The sequence below is a fragment of the Pantoea sp. X85 genome (assembly GCF_029623675.1).
GTDB lineage: Bacteria > Pseudomonadota > Gammaproteobacteria > Enterobacterales > Enterobacteriaceae > Pantoea > Pantoea leporis.
In genome coordinates this window covers 1,446,881-1,466,435 of sequence record NZ_CP121108.1, presented here as the reverse complement: position 1 = coordinate 1,466,435, position 19,555 = coordinate 1,446,881, and the positions used below count along the sequence as shown (strand labels likewise).

The following is a 19,555-nucleotide window of genomic DNA, read 5'->3' as shown; positions in this document are numbered from 1 at the left end:
CAGGAGAAAAAGCCGAAAGCTCCCGAAGATATGGGGATCGACCAACAGATAAACAATGGGCCAGTGTTAACTGGCCCATAAGCAGACAACTGCACGCGATAAATTACATCTCGTGTGGCGGCGGCGAAAGCACTTCGCGGTTGCCGTTATGTCCCGGTTCAGAAACGATGCCCTGCGCTTCCATCTGCTCGATGATACGTGCGGCACGGTTATATCCGATACGGAACTGGCGTTGAACCCCAGAAATGGAGGCACGACGTTTTTCCACTACGAAAGAGACCGCCTGATCAAACAGCGGATCCAGCTCTTCATCGCCCATCATTCCGCCAGCTGCGCTCTCACTCTCTTCACCAGCAGTAATGCTTTCGATGTATTGCGGACGACCGCGTGCTTTCCAGTCCTGAACCACCGCATGCACTTCCTGATCGCGCACGAATGCACCATGCACACGTACAGGCATTGAGGAGTTTGGCGGCATGTACAGCATGTCACCCATCCCCAGCAGCGATTCTGCACCGCCCTGATCGAGGATGGTACGAGAGTCGATCTTGCTGGAAACGGTGAAGGCGATACGCGTCGGGATGTTGGCTTTGATCAGGCCGGTAATCACATCAACCGACGGACGCTGTGTCGCCAGCACCAAGTGAATACCCGCCGCTCGCGCTTTCTGTGCCAGACGAGCAATCAACTCTTCGACTTTCTTACCGACCGCCATCATCAGATCGGCAAATTCATCGACCAGCACCACGATATAAGGCAGTTTTTCCAGCACCGGCGGTGTGGTGTCCATGCTATCGCCCGGTTTCCAGAACGGATCCGGAATCGGTCGACCCATCGCGGCAGCCTGCTCAATCTTCTCGTTATAGCCGGCCAGATTACGCACGCCCAGCGCAGACATCAGTTTATAGCGACGCTCCATTTCACCAACACTCCAGCGCAGCGCATTGGCCGCATCTTTCATGTCTGTAACCACTTCGGTCAGCAAGTGAGGGATGCCTTCGTAGACTGACAGCTCGAGCATTTTCGGGTCGATCATGATAAAGCGCACTTCTTCCGGCGTGGCTTTATACAGCATGCTAATGATCATGGTGTTAACGCCCACTGATTTACCGGAACCGGTGGTACCGGCAACCAGCAAGTGCGGCATTTTCGCCAAATCAGCCACCACCGGCTGGCCAGCAATGTCTTTACCCAACACCACTGCAAGCGGTGACGGGTTTTCACGAAATTTAGGGCAATCCAGTACTTCGCGCAGATAAACGGTTTGACGATGTTTATTTGGCAGTTCAAGCCCGACGTAAGGCTTGCCTGGAATCACTTCCACCACGCGCACGGCAACCGCAGACAGAGAACGCGCCAGGTCACGCGACAAGTTAGAAATACGGGAAGCTTTAACGCCTGGCGCTAAATCGAGCTCGAAGCGGGTAATGACCGGACCAGGTGAAATACCTACAACCTCCGCCTTCACTCGATAATCAGCCAGGCGTGCTTCAACCAGCCGCGCGGTTTGCTCCAGCGCAAACATATCCACCGGCTCTTCTTCTGCCGGTGGTGACGTGAGCAGATCCAGCGTGGGCAGCGGCGTAGAAGGTTTTTCCAGCGGCTGTTCATGGCGAACCAGGAACGGATGGAACAAGCTGTCCTGCACCGGCGCAGCAGGTTTCACTGGTGCAGGCGGCGCAGAATAAGCTTCCTGTTCCGGCGACGACCATGGGCTGGATTCAGCACTCAACGACGGCATTGCCGCTGGCTCCGGCGCAGCAGGTTGTTGCCACGGCGCGGGCTCTTCCGGCTCTGGCGATGCAGAAATAGTGAACAGTGGCTCGCTCGGGCTATCGTCGACCAAATCTTTCATTGGTGAAAAATCAAAAGCAGACGACGTATCCAGATTAAATACCGGTGCTTCCTTCACTTCAGGTTCGGTATAGCGTTGCTGCTGCTGATCGGCGAACTGGCGTGCAAGTTGAGCCTGCTGCAATGCATCCTCATCATCAGGCTCAGACGCTTCCTGCCAGCTTTCACCGTAACGATTCTGCTGCTGCGACGCGAAGGCTTCACGCAACTGCGCCTCTTGCAGCTCAACATCCTGTTCCTGTGGAGGAACGCTGTAAGACGCAGTGACTTCTGGCTGTTGCTGCTCAGCATCTTTAGCCTGCTCTTCCGCCATACGCTGCGAAGGCAACTTAATGCCGTACGAAGCTAACTCACGTCGTGTTGGCAACTTAACTTTGTTTGGACGCGGCAACTCTGGACCAATGCCCTGCTTCACCTGCGGGTTATAATCACGCTCGGGTACGATATCGAAGGCAGGTGAATAAGCAGCAGGTGATGTCGCTGCTTTGACTGCTCCAGCGGCAAGTGAAGCGGCGGCGAGACTGTTTAAAGGTGCAGAAGATGAAGCGGCATCCTGCCAGTTGCCCATGCTCGGGCCCTCATCATCATCAGCCGGCGAAAACGGTGAAGGTGCTGCTTCACCTGGCATCTCGAAACGATAGAGCGGAGCAGAAGGCTGCGCGATTGGTTGTTGCGCTGCAGCAACAGGCTGAGGAGCCGGAGTCGACTGAGCCGTGGCTTCGGCAACGCGTGGCATTGCGTCGGGTTCGGCAGATGCGGCTGGAGCAGGCTGCATAGCAGCTGGAGTTTGCTGTGCAGCTGGAGTTTGCTGTGCAGCTGGAGTTTGCTGTGCAGCTTGCGTAGTAACCGCAATTGCAGCGGCAGTTGCCGCACTCGCCTTCGCCAGCAGCGGATCGTCGCCCAACTCCGCAGCAACCGGTTCGCTCACCTTGCGCGGTTTAGCTAACAAGACATCATCGTCGTCATTAACGGACTGTGCAGCATGCATCGGAGGCGACACCTCATCAGCAAGCTCTTCGTCGTCGTATTCTTCTTCCTGCCAGGGTTCGTCATGTCGTGAACGGTTGCTGGCAAAGGTCAGAACACCCATCACCACGCCGCCGATCTTCTCGGCAATCGTCAGCCATGACCATCCGGTGTAAAGCGTGATGCCGGCAGCCCAGACGCACAGCAGCGTCAAGGTGCCGCCAGCCGAACTGAACCACGGCGCCATCGCATTGCTGACCAGGCTGCCGATTACGCCGCCGGAAGCAAAATACCAGATGTCATCTACGTTGAGCGCCGCCAGACCACAGGTCGTTACCACCAAGGCCAGCACGCCAATCAGGCGTAAACCAACGGCAAAGTAGTCGATGTAATCCTGACGATCGCGTTGGCGGAAGGTGATCCAACACAGACCAATAATGACGGGAGGAATGGCGTAGGCCATCACGCCAAAGATGAACAATAGCGTATCGGCCAGCCATGCGCCGACGCTACCACCCAGATTATGGATAGGTTCGTGCCATGCGGTTTGTGACCAGCTTGGATCTGACGGGTTAAAACTAACCAGCGACACCATCAAATAGATGGCGAACAAGGCCACAAGAATGAGCAACGCTTCCAGCAGACGACGTCCACTGCTCAGCGGTTGTAACGAAACATCTTTATCTTCTGTATATTCCTGGCTCAAGAGAACTCTCCAGGTGCCTGTAAATTAAGAAGGCAACAACGTCGGGCATGCCCGACGCTGGTCCTGTATGAATTCACAGGAGTGTACCGAAATCCTGCAAGCTTTGCACCTGCCCTGCACTACCGGGTTTTGATCACCAGACGATTGCTCTGTTTGACCTCTTCCATCACCACGTAAGTTCGGGTGTCGTTTACGCCCGGCAGACGCAGCAAGGTCTCACCCAGCAATTTACGATAAGCGGACATATCCGGTACGCGGGTTTTCAGCAGGTAGTCAAAATCACCGGAAACGAGGTGACATTCTTGAGTTTCCTCAAGTTTTTGAACGGCGGCGTTAAATTGTTCAAACACATCTGGCGCACCACGATTCAGAGTAATCTCAACGAAAACCAGCAGTGAAGCATCCAGATAATGCGGGTTGAGCTGCGCGGTGTAGCCCAGAATGAAGCCTTGACGCTCGAGGCGGCGCACGCGCTCAAGACATGGAGTTGGCGATAATCCAACACGTTTGGAAAGCTCGACATTAGAAATTCGACCGTCTTTCTGCAGTTCATTCAGAATATTTCTGTCGATACGATCTAAATCTTTTCCGGGGCGTTTCTTATTGTCTACCATTATTATTGTCTCTCTTAATTCCTTCCCTTTACCTGCCACACCCTGAAAACGCTCATTGTTCAGGGCCTTACTGAAGTGAAGACCATAAGCCTGTGCAGTAACGCGTCCATCCGTATGACGCATGTTGTCTGTCCACATCATGCGTCACTACCAATGTCAGGCTGAGTTTATTCGGCTAAAAAGCCCAAAACAGAAATGAAATTCTGTTTTGAATCGCTAAATATTCTCTGCTTCTCCCAATGTTTTCGCAAAAGCGCAGGCGATTGTCAAAGTAAAACATCCAAATTCAGTACAAGATGCCAGATAGAGTTCTGGGTTGCTGTTTTTAAATGAGAATTTTTATGCTGCTGCACCACTAATTGCCGAGCATTGCCCCCTTTTGGCGCAACGCGCGTGCAAAACTTGCACTCATCGTCTACGCCGCTCGCAGTGATTGTTAACAAAATTGCTGGAGCCTTTTTTTGCGGCGTTAATTTCCCTACAATCAAAAACTATGTTGTCAGAAAAAAATTGAGGAACGCATGAGTACGGCCAAACACAGTAAGCTGCTCATTCTGGGCTCCGGCCCTGCCGGTTATACTGCTGCGGTATATGCAGCGCGCGCTAACCTGAATCCGGTGTTAATTACCGGACTGGAGAAAGGAGGTCAGCTCACCACCACCACCGAAGTGGAGAACTGGCCAGGCGATGCAAACGATCTGACCGGTCCAGCGTTGATGGAGCGCATGCAGGAGCATGCCGAGAAATTCAACACCGAGATCATTTTTGACCACATTCATACCGTCGATTTGCAGAACCGTCCGTTCCGTCTGGTCGGCGACAGCGGTGAATACACTGCTGATGCGTTGATCATCGCCACTGGCGCATCGGCACGTTATCTCGGATTGCCATCAGAAGAAGCGTTCAAAGGCAAAGGCGTCTCTGCTTGTGCGACCTGCGACGGCTTCTTCTACCGCAATCAGAAAGTTGCCGTCATTGGTGGCGGTAACACTGCCGTTGAAGAAGCGCTTTATCTGGCTAACATTGCTGCAGAAGTGCATCTGATTCACCGTCGCGACAGTTTCCGCGCTGAGAAAATCCTTATTGACCGTCTGATGGAAAAAGTGCGCAATGGCAACATCGTGCTGCACACCGACCGCACGCTGGATGAAGTGGTTGGCGATCAAATGGGCGTGACGGGCTTGAAACTGCTGTCTACCAAAGGTGAAGCGGCTGAATCACTGGACGTCGCTGGTTTGTTTGTCGCCATCGGCCACAGTCCAAATACCGCAATTTTTGATGGTCAGCTGGATTTGGAAAATGGCTACATCAAAGTGCAGTCTGGTCTGCACGGCAACGCCACGCAAACCAGCATCCCAGGCGTGTTCGCTGCCGGCGATGTGATGGATCATATTTATCGCCAGGCAATTACCTCTGCCGGTACCGGCTGTATGGCGGCGTTGGATGCGGAACGCTTCCTCGATGGACTGGTTAAAAACGATAAGTAAGTTGTTAATAACCTGATCATAATCGCTAAAAGGCGGCCAGTTTTGGTCGCCTTTTTTGTTACCTGCGTGCTACAGTTCACGCGCCCGATATTGCTGGGTTTTCATCCGGGATTTACATCTCTTTTGAGTTACCAAACGGCATCGCATGAACAAATCACGGCAACAAGAACTTCTCCGCTGGCTCCGTCAGCAACGTCATCACGGTGCGCGCAACTTACGTGCGGCTTCGCTGCTGGGTTTTGCTGGCGCATTGGTCATTATCGCCCAAGCCTGGTTACTGGCTTCGCTGCTGCAAAATCTGCTTGTCGCACAGCAACCGCGCGCATCACTGCTCACCGATTTTCTGTTGCTGCTGCTGTGCTTTGTTTTGCGCGCCGGATTGCATTACGCCCGCGAAATGGCAGGACATCGCGCCGGCGTTGCCATTCGCCGTGCGCTGCGTCAGCAGGTTCTGGATCGACTCAATGTGCTCGGTCCCGCCTGGATTCAAGGTAAGCCAGCAGGCAGTTGGGCTACGCTGCTGCTCGAACAAATCGAAGAGATGCAGGAATACTACGCGCGGTATCTGCCTCAGATGTCGCTGGCACTCTTTATTCCGTTAGCCATATTGATCGCCATTTTTCCAATTAACTGGGCGGCGGGATTGATTCTGCTGGTCACCGCGCCACTGATTCCCCTATTTATGGCGATGGTTGGCATGGGCGCTGCAGATGCCAATCGCCGCAACTTTGTTGCTCTCGCCCGGCTAAGTGGTGATTTTTACGATCGTCTGCGTGGACGTGAAACGCTGCGCCTGTTCTATCGCGCTGCGGCAGAGCAAGAAGCAATTGCCGCCAGCACCACCGATTTTCGGCAACGCACTATGGAAGTGTTGCGCCTGGCGTTTCTCTCATCTGCCGTGCTGGAATTTTTTGCCTCACTGGCGATTGCTGTCGTCGCGGTCTATTTCGGTTTCTCTTATCTCGGCGAACTGAATTTTGGTCATTACAGCACCGGTGTAACGCTGTTTGCTGGTTTCCTGGCACTTATTCTGGCGCCTGAATTTTTCCAGCCGTTGCGCGACTTAGGCACCTTTTATCACGCCAAAGCGCAAGCGATTGGCGGAGCTGATGCGCTGGACCAGTTTCTACGCGAAAGTCCCGATCCACACGAAGAGCACGCTTCTCGCGAGCTTTCTCTCACTACACCGCTGCATATTCAGGCTCAGAATTTGGTGGTCATGACTGCTGGCGGTGAAGCGCTCTCTCAATCGCTCAATTTCACTCTCGATACTGGTAGTCGTGTGGCGCTGGTAGGACAAAGCGGTGCAGGCAAAACCGCGCTGATGAACGTCTTGCTGGGTTTCCTGCCTTATCAAGGTTCACTGCAGGTTAATGGGCAGGAGCTGCGTGATATCAACCGCGATAGCTGGCAACAATATATTGCCTGGGTTGGCCAAAATCCGCATTTACCCGCGCAAACGCTACGCGAAAACCTGCTGCTTAATAGCCCCATTAATGACGCGACGCTCATGTCGGTTCTGCAGCGCGCGGGCGTTGACGAGTTTTTAGATCGTCTGCCAAACGGATTAGATACTCTTTTAGGCGATGGCGGCGTGGGGCTTTCCGTCGGTCAGGCGCAGCGTATTGCCGTGGCGCGTGCGCTGCTTAAACCGGCACAACTGCTATTGCTTGATGAGCCCGGTTCTGGGCTGGATAGCCAAAGTGAGCAACATGTTATCCGCGCACTGCAGCAGGCGGCCACCCAGCAAACCACGCTAATGATCACGCATCAACTCAACGAGCTCGCTAGCTGGGATGAAGTGTGGGTGATGCAGGCCGGGCAACTGGTGCAACAAGGTCCCTGGCAGCAGCTGATTGAACAAGATGGACCTTTGCGTGAAATGGCGCAGCATCGTCGGAAGGAGATCGCATAATGAATAATTTATTGCCTTTCCTGCGTCTGTTTAGCCGTCATCCATGGCGTTTGGGACTTGGCATCATTCTCGCCATTATCACTTTGCTTGCCAGTATCGGATTGCTGACTTTATCCGGCTGGTTCCTTGCCGCCTCTTCGCTGGCGGGCGTAGCGGGACTTTATACGTTCAACTATATGTTGCCCGCTGCCGGCGTGCGAGGCGCGGCGATCACGCGCACGGCTGCACGTTATTTTGAGCGCCTCGTGAGCCACGATGCCACCTTCCGCGTGCTGCAACATTTGCGCGTATTCACCTTCAGCAAAGTCATCGCCCTATCGCCGGAACAGCTGGCTCGTTTTCGTCATGGCGAATTGCTCAACCGTTTTGTCAGCGACGTGGATACACTCGATCATCTTTACCTGCGTGTGATCTCGCCGTTAATCGGTGCAGCGGTGGTAATTGTGGTGGTCACCTGCGGTTTGGCGCTGCTGGATGTACCGTTAGCTTTGCTGCTCGGCGGTATGATGCTTTTGACGCTGCTGCTCATGCCGCCGCTGTTCTGGCGGCTTGGCACCTCAGCCGGACACCAAATCGCCCAGCATCAGGCCAGTTGGCGCGTGCAGTTGACGCACTGGATTACTGGCCTGTCTGAGCTGAAAATTTATGGTGCAGCACAACAGTGGCGCGACCAACTTGATAGCGATGAACAGAAGTGGCAACAGGCGCAACGCAGACAACATTGCCTGCAGGCACTGGCGCAAAGTCTGTTGCTGGTCATCAGCGGCGCGACGGTTACGCTGTTGCTATGGATTTCCGCGAATGGCGTGGGTGGAAACAGTTCGCCGGGCGCATTGATCGCGCTGTTTGTGTTCTGCGGACTGGCGGCGTTTGAAGCGCTGGCCCCGGTTGCCGGAGCGTTTCTGCCGCTGTCGCAGGTGACCAGCGCCGCTAAGCGGGTACAGGAAATCATTGAACAGCCCGCCGCGATCCGTTTTCCCAGCGCAAAAATCAGTAGCCCATCAGGTATCAGCCTGAAAATGGAAAACATCCGCTTCAGCTATCCGCAGCGCCCCGAACCGGTGTTGCAGCATTTTTCCCTATCGTTAAATGCAGGTGAGCATTTGGCGCTGCTCGGTCCAACCGGCTGCGGCAAATCCAGTCTGCTGGCGCTGATTACCCGCGGTTGGGAAGCGCAGCAAGGTTCAATTAGCCTCAACGATAGCGATCTCGCCGCCTGGGATGAAGCTTCGTTGCGTCGCCGCATTAGCGTGGTAACACAGCGCGTGCATCTGTTCAGCCAAACGCTGCGCGACAATCTCCTGCTGGCAAAACCCGATGCCAGCGATGAGCAACTGGTTGATACGTTGAACAAGGTGGGTCTGGCCCATCTCGCCGAACACAGCGAAGGATTGAATGCGTGGATGGGCGACGGCGGTCGACCGTTGTCCGGCGGCGAACTGCGTCGTCTGGCGATAGCACGCGCCCTGCTGCATGATGGCGATTTGTGGCTGCTGGATGAACCCACCGAAGGTTTGGATGCCAACACCGAGCAGCAAATTCTGGCGTTATTGCAACACGTCACCCGCGGCAAGACGCTGATTATGGTGACGCATCGCTTAAGTGGTTTAGACGCCATGGACCGCATTTGCGTTATGGATCAGGGACAAATTATCGAATCCGGTTCGCACGCCGAATTAATCTCAAAAGCAGGCCGCTACTGGCGTTTCCATCAGCGCTTTACGCTATAGTCTTAGCCAACAGCCCTGAGTGTGATTGATGCAATGAGACTGATACAGCTTTCACGAGATTCATTAAATTTCCCACCACCGGAAATGGCGCTGCGCGAGCCCAATGGATTATTGGCGATGGGCGGCGATCTCTCCCCTGCCCGCCTGATGAATGCTTATCAGCGAGGCATTTTTCCGTGGTTTTCTCCTGGCGATCCGATTCTCTGGTGGTCGCCGGATCCCCGCGCGGTCATGCTGCCAGAATCTTTCCATCTCAGCCGCAGTATGGCGCGCTTCCATAAGCGCTCACCGTATCGCGTCACCATGAATCATGCGTTTCCGCAGGTGCTGGAAGGCTGCGCCAGCGGCCGTCAGGAAGGGACATGGATCACTTTCGAAGTGAAACGTGCGTGGTTGCGGTTGTACGAACTGGGCCATGCACATTCGATTGAAGTCTGGTGCGAGCAGCAACTGGTCGGCGGGATGTATGGCCTGGCGCTGGGGCAAATTTTTTGCGGTGAATCGATGTTCAGCCGTCAGGAAAATGCCTCGAAAACCGCGCTCTGGGTGTTCGCACAACATTTTCTGGCGCATCAGGGCCGGCTGATTGATTGTCAGGTGCTGAATCCGCATACCGCGTCCCTCGGTGCGGTGGAAATTCCTCGCGTTGATTATCTGCAGTACGTGCAAACGCTGGCGTGGCAACCGGTTTCCGAGAGTTGCTGGCACACACAAACCCTTTTTTGACATCGGTCACCGATGTTTTGCACACAATTCCCGACAAAAGTGATACAATAAGCGAGTTTGGTATGTCGTCCGCGCTTCGCTGTGGCGAGCCGGAATTGCCAGGTTGGGAATCTCACACATTTCCCGAAGCTGTTTTGATTGTGCAACTGATGCCGATTGCTACAGATTCTTAGCCCGCTAATCCCCCGCAGACGTCAAAAAACACCCTAATTTATCCGTACTGCACGCGCAACGGCGCGACGCACGGCGAAGCGTTGGCAAAATCATCAACGGTTCTTTACATAAATCATGGAATTCGGCATTATCTTGCCGGTTCAACAGTTTGGTAGTACACCCAGAGGATTCGATGGCCAAAGAAGACAATATTGAAATGCAAGGTACCGTACTGGATACGTTACCGAACACCATGTTCCGCGTAGAGCTTGAAAACGGGCACGTGGTTACCGCTCATATCTCCGGTAAAATGCGCAAAAACTATATCCGCATCCTGACGGGCGACAAAGTGACTGTCGAGTTGACCCCGTACGACCTGAGCAAAGGCCGCATTGTCTTCCGTAGTCGCTAAGTAGATATTTCTATCTCGCGCTGATGGCACAAACTTAGCGCAAAAAAAAGGCCGGATTCGCATCCGGCCTTTTTCATATCTGCAAAACGCTTAGTGTACTGTACCTTCGGTTTTACGTTTTTCCGCACTCAGGAAGTGGTATGTAAGCTGGTTTTTATCTTTATCCAGCGCTACTGATACCGATCCACCATCAACCAGCGAACCAAACAGCAGTTCATTCGCCAACGGTTTCTTCAGATTTTCCTGTACGGCACGTGCCATCGGACGCGCACCCATCGCTTTATCGTAGCCTTTATCAGCCAGCCAATCGCGCGCATCATCGCTCACTTCCAGCGATACGCCCTTCGCATCCAGCTGAGCCTGCAACTCGACGATAAACTTATCCACTACCTGATGAATCACTTCCTGAGACAGGTGACGGAACCAGATAATGTTGTCGAGACGGTTACGGAACTCTGGGGTGAAGATCTTTTTGATCTCTTCCATTGCGTCTGTGCTGTTGTCCTGATGAATCAGGCCAATCGACTTACGTTCAGTCTCACGCACACCGGCGTTGGTGGTCATCACCAGCACCACATTGCGGAAATCTGCTTTACGGCCGTTGTTATCGGTCAGCATACCGTTGTCCATTACCTGCAGCAGCAAGTTGAAGACATCCGGGTGCGCTTTCTCGATCTCATCCAGCAGCACCACAGCGTGCGGATGTTTAATTACCGCATCCGTCAGCAAACCGCCCTGATCGAAGCCAACGTAGCCCGGAGGCGCACCAATCAAACGGCTGACGGTGTGACGTTCCATATACTCGGACATATCAAAACGCAGCAGCTCGATACCCAGCGCTTTTGCCAATTGGACGGTAACCTCTGTTTTACCGACACCGGTTGGGCCCGCAAACAGGAAGGAACCGACCGGTTTACGATCCTGGCCCAAACCTGCACGGCTCATTTTGATCGCTTCAGTCAGTGCTTCAATCGCATTATCCTGACCAAACACCAGCATCTTCAGACGATCGCCGAGATTTTTCAGCGTATCACGATCGGTTTGTGACACGCTCTGCTCAGGAATACGCGCAATACGTGCCACCACCGTTTCAATATCCGAAACGTTAACGGTTTTCTTACGCTTGCTGACGGGCACCAGACGCGCACGCGCACCGGCTTCGTCAATCACGTCAATCGCTTTATCCGGCAGATGACGATCGTTGATGTACTTCACCGCCAGCTCCACCGCCGCACGCACCGCTTTGGCGGTATAACGCACGTCATGGTGCGCTTCGTACTTCGGTTTCAAGCCGTTAAGAATTTGCACGGTCTCTTCCACAGAAGGCTCGGTGATATCGATCTTCTGGAAACGACGCGCCAGCGCACGATCCTTCTCAAAAATGTTGCTGAATTCCTGATAGGTCGTTGAACCCATCACGCGAATTTTGCCGCTGGAGAGCAACGGTTTGATCAGGTTCGCCGCATCCACCTGGCCACCCGATGCCGCACCGGCACCGATAATGGTATGAATTTCATCAATAAACAGGATGCTGTTACTGTCCTGCTCCAGCTGTTTCAGCAGCGCTTTGAAGCGTTTTTCAAAATCACCACGGTATTTGGTACCCGCCAGCAGCGAACCGATGTCGAGTGAATAGATGGTGCACTCTTTCATCACTTCCGGTACGTCGCCCTGCACAATGCGCCAGGCAAGCCCTTCGGCAATCGCGGTTTTACCCACGCCCGATTCCCCCACCAGCAGCGGGTTATTCTTACGACGACGGCATAACACCTAACAGTACGTTCCAGCTCTTTATCGCGGCCGATCAGCGGATCGATTCCGCCGACACGAGCAAGCTGATTAAGATTGGTGGTGAAGTTTTCCATACGATCCTCCCCGCCTGCTTGCTCTTCGTTAACCGGATTCTCCGCATTGTTCTGCGGCTGGCCGGGTTCGTCTTTACGCGTACCATGGGAGATGAAGTTCACCACATCGAGACGGCTCACTTCGTGTTTGCGCAGCAGATAAGCCGCTTGCGACTCCTGCTCGCTGAAAATCGCGACCAGCACGTTCGCGCCTGCGACTTCACTGCGACCGGAGGACTGGACGTGGAATACCGCGCGCTGCAGCACACGCTGGAAGCTGAGCGTAGGTTGGGTATCGCGCTCCTCTTCACTGGCAGGCAGCACCGGCGTGGTTTGTTCGATGAAGGCTTCGAGTTCCTGACGCAGAGCCACGATATCCACCGAACAGGCTTCCAGTGCCTCTCTGGCCGACGGGTTACTGAGCAATGCCAGCAACAGATGCTCGACGGTCATAAACTCATGACGGTGCTCGCGCGCTCTGGCGAAAGCCATATTTAAACTGAGTTCCAGTTCTTGATTGAGCATTTGGCACCTCCCCCAATTATCGCTCTGACAACCTATCTCCTATATGGAGATGGCTTCAGGCTTTTTCTAGCGTACACAGCAACGGATGTTCATTATCTCGCGCGTAGTTGTTCACCTGGGCTACTTTGGTCTCCGCCACTTCTGCAGTGAATACACCACAGATTGCTTTTCCATGGTAGTGAACTTTCAACATCAGCTGCGTTGCACGTTCAATATCATAAGAAAAGAACTTTTGCAGAACGTCAATAACAAATTCCATAGGTGTATAATCGTCATTATTCAGAATGACTTTATACATTGAAGGCGGCTTTAACCCTTCGCGTACTTTATCTTCGGCTAGATGTTCAAAATTAAGCCAGTCGTTTGTGTTTGCCATAATGTTCCGTCGAAATTCTGCGTTACGGTTGTGCACATCTCTGCGCCCATTCCTAAAGTTTAACATGCCTGTCAAGCCGGTTTTCAGTTGATAAAAACTGGCCCTAAAAGCACATGCGCGACCTGTATCACAAAATTTGCAATAGCGTTAACTGCCTCAAATTTTGATGAATTTATCCCCGTCCGCCAGGGCCGTTTGCTTGACGGTAAGGTCCGTTTCTCTACATTCTACTAACACAAGCTGATTGAGTTTTAAACAAACTCGACTCACAGCTTCGATGACCTCACCTACTTATCAAAATGTCTTGCGAGGGAAGTAAAAGCATGGAGACGGGTACAGTAAAATGGTTCAATAACGCCAAAGGCTTCGGGTTTATCTGTCCGATTAGCGGCGGCGACGATATCTTCGCACACTACTCCACGATTCAGATGGAGGGATACAGAACGCTGAAAGCTGGCCAGCAGGTTCAGTTTGATGTCCATGAAGGACCAAAAGGCAATCATGCCAGCCTGATCGTGCCCTGTGAAGCCACGCAAGCCGCGGTCGCTTAACGCGCATGCTGTTTCACGTATTCTGACCACTCCCGAAAAAAAATGCCAGCCGCAGACGCTGGCATTTTTATTTGGCGCATCTCACCCTTTCCTCAATCCGCCCGGCCGCGAGCCAACCACATCACGCGCGCAAACAGCTGATCCAGCAACGGCGGAATCGCCTGTGGCCCGCGTTCAGCCGCAGCCATCGCGACGGCAATCGCCAGCTCAGGTTTCGAGCTGTGCTGAATGGCTTTACTAATAATACGCCGCGTGTTCATCGGCGCGTTTAACGGCAGATGCGCCGTCTGGTAATAAATATCGCTGAAACCCTGCTTATAGAGAAAATGTTCAATATCCGGTGCCGGAAACTGCGTGAGATGATCGCTTTCCCGTGCCGCCGACGGCAGCTGGCTGCGGGCAGTCGCCGCATATTTGCTGCCCGCCTGGTCGCCGTCGGTCAGCACATGCCAGGCGATGCCCATGCGTTGGGCGAACTTCAGCAGCGGTTTCAAGCCCGATTGCGCAAACTCAATGACTTTCACTCCTTCCGCCGCGAAGTGATAGCCACGCTGCCGCGCCAGTTCATTGATAATCCACACTTCGGTCTCGCCTTCCACCAGCAGCCAGCAGCGGGCAAACAGCGCCGAAGGACGATTCACGCGGATGTGGAAACCGATACGGCGACTCTCTTCAGCGCTTAAACCTTCTGGCCCAATGCGCCATGCCGCCACCCGCGCGGGTTCACGCACCAGCCGACACATATTTTCCAGCGGCACCTGCGATAGCAGTTCACCCGAGTTGGTGGTGGCGATTTTTTGTAGCGGCATCAGTTCCAGTAAATTCCACGCCACCGACAGCATAATGGGATGCAGCCGCGTCTCCGGATCTTCCACCAGCAGCAGCGGATGCGCACCCGCCGGCAGCGGCTCGTTGCCGTGCGCCTGAATCAACAGCGAGAACATGCGCAGCAGAATCACCTGACGACTGCGTGATTCAGTGCCGGCAATCAGGTGATTAAGTTTATCCAGCGATCGCCAGCCTTCGCTGCCATCGCGAACTTCCGGTGCCACGCGCGGCGCGCTGCTGCCTGACTGCTGCACCAGAAAATAGTGTTCCAGCAGCTGCTGCATAGTATGCAATCCCTGACGCAGCAGATCGTCGCTGAGCGTTTGCGGACGCACCACCAAATCGCGCGTCAGCTTTTCCACTTCCTGCGCCAATGCCGTCAGCGTCGTCGCGCGCCGCTCCGCATCGCTGTCAGCATGGCGGTTACGACGGCCAAAACGCGCATCGCGTAAACGCAATACCGGATAATAAGCGCGCAGATGTGCCAACGCTGCGTCAGTGCCTGCCGCTGGCAACACATCGTTATGCTGATCGATGAAACGCCAGCTGGTTTTTACACCCTGATCCTGACGTTTAGCACGCGTGCTGAAACGGATATAGCGGCCATGCTCATCGTGCTGCCAGAAAGGCTGAAACAACGCACTCTCATCATCGCTCTGGGCACGAAAACGAAATACCAGCTGCAACTGGCGCATGCGGGCATCAATATCGCCGGGCGGGAAGTGAAAGTCGTGTTCGGTAAACTGATAAGGCTCGGCGGCGGGCGCCAGCAACAGCGTCAATGCATCGAGCAGGCTCGATTTACCCCAGGCATTTTCCCCAATCAATACATTGGTGTTGGTCAACGGCAATGACAGCCGATTAATACCGCGAAAACCGTGAATATCGATATGTTCCAGAATCATCATACATTCCATCTGCTACTTTGCCTGAGCATGGTCCGCCACGCTGCGTTGGTCAAGTCAGCGCCAGGGGAAAAGGTTTACACTTCAACCGTTTTTCGCTAGCGTGGCAGCCCGCAAATCATGGATAGAAACCTCACATGTACGGATTGATTATCATCCTTTTGCCGCTGATTTTCGGCTATCTGCTGCCGCTGCGCCACACCACGCTTTTACAGGCGGTTGCCCGCACGCTGAGCGCGCTGGTCTACATCATTCTGTTCTTTATGGGCACCAGCCTGGCATTTCTCGATAACCTGAGCAGCAATTTGCTGGCCATTTTCCACATCGCGCTGGTGAGCATGCTGAGCATTCTTGCCTGCTCGCTACTGGCGCTGTGGCTGCTGGAGCGACGCTGGCCTTGGCGTCATCAGCACAAGCCACAAGCGCTGCCGTCGCGTCTGCATATGGCGCTGGAGTCGCTCAAGCTGTGCGGTTCGGTGCTGGCGGGCTTTCTGCTCGGTTTGAGTCAATGGGCGCCGCTGCGTCACGCCTCGACCATCAGTGAATACGCCTTGATGCTGATGCTATTGCTGGTCGGTATTCAGCTGCGCAGCAGCGGCATGACGCTACGTCAAATCACCATCAACCGGCGCGGCATGCTGGTGGCGCTGGTATCGCTGTGCAGCGCGCTGGTGGGCGGCGTAATGGCCGCGCTGCTGCTGGATCTGCCGATCAAAACCGGCCTGGCGTTAGCCAGCGGTTTCGGCTGGTATTCGCTCTCCGGCATTCTGATGAGCGAATCGTTCGGCCCGGTGATAGGCAGCGCCGCCTTCTTCAACGACCTGCTGCGTGAGCTGATCACCATTATGCTGATTCCGCTGCTGATCACGCGTCAACGCAGCATGACGCTGGGCTTGAGCGGCGCGACCTCGATGGATTTCACGCTGCCAATCCTGCAACGCACCGGCGGCATGGAGATCGTGCCCGCTGCGATTGTGCACGGTTTTATTATGAGTTTGCTGGCGCCAATCCTTATCGCCCTGTTCTCGGCATAACGCATTTTTTCACGCCTGCACGCCAGCTTCATCGTCTACGCTTTCTGACTGACACGTTTTCGCCATCGGCATGGATGGCTCAACACCAGAAAGGAGCATAACGATGAAGCAAACTGTGGCGGCAATGCTGGCAAAAACTTTGGAAAACGCCGGCGTGAAACGCATTTGGGGCGTCACCGGTGACTCTCTCAACGGGCTGAGCGACAGCCTGAATCGCATGGGCACCATCGAATGGATGCCGACGCGCCATGAAGAAGTGGCAGCCTTCGCGGCCGGCGCTGAAGCACAAATCAGCGGTGAATTGGCGGTATGCGCCGGTTCCTGTGGACCGGGCAACCTGCATCTCATCAACGGCTTGTTTGATTGCCACCGCAATCACGTTCCGGTTTTGGCCATCGCCGCCCACATTCCTTCCAGCGAAATTGGCAGCGGCTATTTTCAGGAAACCCACCCGCAAGAATTATTCCGCGAATGCAGCCACTATTGCGAGCTGGTTTCCAATCCGGAGCAGCTGCCGCAGGTGCTGGGCATTGCGATGCGTAAAGCGATTCTCAATCGTGGCGTATCAGTGATTGTGATCCCCGGCGACGTGGCATTGCAGCCGGCCCCGGAAAGCGCACGCAGCGAATGGTATCCGCCGCAGTTGCCGCACGTGGTGCCAACCGCCAGCGAAGTGGCCGCCTTAGCTGAAACGTTGAATGCAGCGAAAAATATCACCCTGCTGTGCGGCAGCGGTTGCGCTGGCGCGCATGACGAAGTGGTGAAGCTGGCAGAAACGCTAAAAGCGCCGATTGTGCACGCGATGCGCGGTAAAGAGCACATCGAATACGATAACCCTTACGATGTCGGCATGACCGGATTGATTGGCTTCTCCTCTGGTTTCCACGCCATGATGAATGCCGATACCTTAGTGCTGCTGGGGACGCAATTCCCCTACCGCGCCTTCTATCCGGCCGATGCCAAAATCATTCAGATCGACATCAATCCGGGCAGCCTTGGCTCACACAGCCATGTGGATATGGCGCTGGTGGGTGACATCAAAACCACCTTGCATGCGCTGCAGCCGCAGCTCACCAGCAAAACCGATCGTCAGCATTTGGACAAAGCGCTGGAGCATTATGTCGATGCGCGCAAAGGGCTGGACGAACTGGCCACCGCTAACGATAAGCTGGCGATTCACCCGCAATATCTGGCCCAGCAAATCAGCGAATACGCCGATGACGACGCCATCTTTACCTGCGACGTCGGCACGCCAACCGTGTGGGCAGCGCGCTATCTGAAGATGAACGGCAAACGTCGTTTGATCGGCTCGTTCAATCACGGTTCGATGGCCAACGCCATGCCGCAGGCGTTGGGCGCGCAGTCGCTGGACAAGCAGCGTCAGGTGGTGGCGCTGTGTGGCGACGGCGGTTTTAGCATGTTGATGGGCGATTTCATTTCGGTGGCGCAGCTCAAGCTGCCGGTGAAACTGGTGATCTTCAATAACAGCGTGCTGGGCTTTGTGGCGATGGAGATGAAAGCCGGTGGCTATCTGACCGACGGCACCGACCTCGAAAACCCGGATTTCGCCGCCATCGCCGCCGCCTGCGGCATCAAAGGCATTCGCGTCGAGAAAGCCTCCGATCTTAACGGCGCGCTGCAGGAAGCCTTTGCGCACGATGGCCCGGTGTTGCTTGACGTGCTTACCGCCAAAGAAGAGTTGTCGATGCCGCCGCAGATTAAAGCCGAGCAGGCCAAAGGTTTCAGCCTCTACATGATGCGTGCCATTCTGAATGGACGCGGTGATGAGATCGTGGAGCTGGCGAAAACCAACTGGCTAAGGTAAAACAATTCAGGCCAAACATGATGATAACGCGGGCGCTTCGCCCGCTTTTTTATTTCAGGAGAGCGACGTGATCGATCTACGCAGTGATACCGTAACCCGCCCGAGTGCTGCCATGCTCGATGCCATGATGGCAGCCGAAACCGGCGATGATGTCTACCGCGATGACCCCACCGTACACGCACTGGAAGTCGAAGCCGCACGCTTGAGCGGCAAAGCCGCCGCCCTGTTCTTCCCCACCGGCACGCAAGCTAATCTGGTAGCGCTGCTGTGTCACTGCCAGCGCGGCGATGAATATATCGTCGGTCAGCAGGCGCACAACTACAAATATGAAGCCGGCGGCGCAGCGGTGCTCGGCAGCATTCAGCCACAGCCAATTCTGCATGCGGAAGATGGTTCCCTGCCGCTGGCGGAAGTGGCCGCCGCCATCAAACCCGACGATTTCCACTTCGCCCGCACCCGTCTGTTGAGCCTGGAAAACACCCATCACGGTAAAGTGCTGCCGCTGAGCTATCTGGAGCAAGCGTGGACTCTCACCCGCGAGCATAAGCTGGCGCTGCACATTGATGGCGCACGTATTTTTAACGCCGTGGTGGCACAGAATGTGGAGCTGGAAGCGATTGCGCGTTACTGCGACACCTTAACCATCTGCCTGTCAAAAGGCCTCGGCACGCCGATTGGTTCGCTGCTGTGTGGCGATGAAGCCTACATTGAGCAAGCGCGTCGCTGGCGCAAAATGACCGGCGGCGGCATGCGCCAGTCGGGCATTCTGGCCGCGGCGGGGCTGTATGCGTTGAAGCACAATGTCGCGCGTCTCAAAGACGACCACGATAATGCGGCATGGTTAGGCGAGCAGCTCAGCGCCATCGGTGTTGAAGTGCTCAATCAGCACACCAACATGCTGTTTGTGAAGGTGCCATCAGAGAAAGTTGACGCGCTGAAAAGCTGGATGCAGTCGGGCGATGTGCTAATCAGCGTTGGGCCCGTAACGCGTATTGTCACGCATCTGGATGTCAGCCGTCAGGATCTGCAACGGTTGGTGGCGCACTGGCAGGCATTCCTGCAGCAGTAAACAAACGGTCGCCATTTATGGCAACCAATGCCGCG

The 19,555-nt window shown here is 54.6% G+C and carries 13 protein-coding genes and 1 pseudogene; 9 read left to right on the top strand and 5 right to left on the bottom strand.

From position 1 onward, the window contains the following. Positions 1–103: 103 nt before the first annotated feature. Positions 104–3,526 carry a DNA translocase FtsK 4TM domain-containing protein gene (locus P6287_RS06770; protein WP_277974703.1) on the bottom strand — a complete coding sequence of 1,141 codons (3,423 nt, stop codon included), beginning with the start codon at positions 3,524–3,526 and terminating at the stop codon, positions 104–106. 119 nt (positions 3,527–3,645) lie between these two features. After that, positions 3,646–4,140, bottom strand: coding sequence for a leucine-responsive transcriptional regulator Lrp (gene lrp, locus P6287_RS06765; RefSeq protein WP_006118610.1), 495 nt, complete (start codon positions 4,138–4,140; stop codon positions 3,646–3,648). A 521-nt stretch (positions 4,141–4,661) separates the two neighbouring features. On the opposite strand from lrp, the gene trxB reads away from it, so the two are divergent. The 5 genes from trxB (at position 4,662) to infA (ending at position 10,563) form a co-directional block, all read left to right on the top strand. Then, positions 4,662–5,627 carry a thioredoxin-disulfide reductase gene (trxB, locus tag P6287_RS06760; RefSeq protein WP_061717155.1) on the top strand — a complete coding sequence of 322 codons (966 nt, stop codon included), beginning with the start codon at positions 4,662–4,664 and terminating at the stop codon, positions 5,625–5,627. Between the two features lie 145 nt (positions 5,628–5,772). After that, positions 5,773–7,542, top strand: coding sequence for a cysteine/glutathione ABC transporter permease/ATP-binding protein CydD (gene cydD / locus P6287_RS06755; RefSeq protein WP_277974702.1), 1,770 nt, complete (start codon positions 5,773–5,775; stop codon positions 7,540–7,542). Then, positions 7,542–9,272, top strand: a complete 1,731-nt coding sequence (gene cydC, locus P6287_RS06750; RefSeq protein WP_277974701.1) for a cysteine/glutathione ABC transporter ATP-binding protein/permease CydC — start codon at positions 7,542–7,544, stop codon at positions 9,270–9,272. The genes cydD and cydC overlap by 1 nt, the downstream gene beginning before the upstream one ends. Before the next feature lie 33 nt (positions 9,273–9,305). Beyond that, positions 9,306–9,998: a leucyl/phenylalanyl-tRNA--protein transferase gene (gene aat, locus P6287_RS06745; protein ID WP_101760971.1), complete on the top strand. Its 693-nt coding sequence runs from the start codon at positions 9,306–9,308 to the stop codon at positions 9,996–9,998. 346 nt (positions 9,999–10,344) lie between these two features. Beyond that, positions 10,345–10,563: a translation initiation factor IF-1 gene (gene infA, locus P6287_RS06740; protein ID WP_002211347.1), complete on the top strand. Its 219-nt coding sequence runs from the start codon at positions 10,345–10,347 to the stop codon at positions 10,561–10,563. A 90-nt stretch (positions 10,564–10,653) separates the two neighbouring features. On the opposite strand, the pseudogene clpA reads toward infA, so the two are convergent. Beyond that, positions 10,654–12,932: pseudogene (gene clpA / locus P6287_RS06735) on the bottom strand (ATP-dependent Clp protease ATP-binding subunit ClpA). Between the two features lie 55 nt (positions 12,933–12,987). Continuing rightward, positions 12,988–13,308 (bottom strand): ATP-dependent Clp protease adapter ClpS, encoded by a 321-nt coding sequence (gene clpS / locus P6287_RS06730; protein ID WP_007887621.1) that lies wholly within the window; start codon positions 13,306–13,308, stop codon positions 12,988–12,990. 323 nt (positions 13,309–13,631) lie between these two features. Here clpS and cspD point away from each other — a divergent pair, with 323 nt between their 5' ends. Next, on the top strand, positions 13,632–13,859 hold the full coding sequence (gene cspD, locus P6287_RS06725; RefSeq protein WP_007887624.1) for a cold shock-like protein CspD: 228 nt from the start codon (positions 13,632–13,634) through the stop codon (positions 13,857–13,859). 92 nt (positions 13,860–13,951) lie between these two features. Here the strand turns inward: cspD and P6287_RS06720 are convergent, their stop codons facing one another. Then, positions 13,952–15,592 (bottom strand): ATP-dependent endonuclease, encoded by a 1,641-nt coding sequence (locus P6287_RS06720; RefSeq protein WP_277974912.1) that lies wholly within the window; start codon positions 15,590–15,592, stop codon positions 13,952–13,954. Between the two features lie 137 nt (positions 15,593–15,729). Here P6287_RS06720 and P6287_RS06715 point away from each other — a divergent pair, with 137 nt between their 5' ends. The 3 genes from P6287_RS06715 to ltaE all read left to right on the top strand — a co-directional run bounded on the left by P6287_RS06715 (position 15,730) and on the right by ltaE (position 19,520). After that, a complete protein-coding gene (locus P6287_RS06715; RefSeq protein ID WP_101760973.1) occupies positions 15,730–16,626 on the top strand; it encodes a lysine exporter LysO family protein in 897 nt (298 codons plus the stop codon). Positions 16,627–16,729: 103 nt separating this feature from the next. Continuing rightward, positions 16,730–18,451: a ubiquinone-dependent pyruvate dehydrogenase gene (gene poxB, locus P6287_RS06710; protein WP_277974700.1), complete on the top strand. Its 1,722-nt coding sequence runs from the start codon at positions 16,730–16,732 to the stop codon at positions 18,449–18,451. Between the two features lie 67 nt (positions 18,452–18,518). Continuing rightward, the gene (gene ltaE, locus P6287_RS06705; protein ID WP_277974699.1) at positions 18,519–19,520 is read left to right on the top strand and encodes a low-specificity L-threonine aldolase; all 1,002 of its coding nucleotides are present in this window, start codon (positions 18,519–18,521) and stop codon (positions 19,518–19,520) included. Positions 19,521–19,555 lie beyond the last annotated feature (35 nt).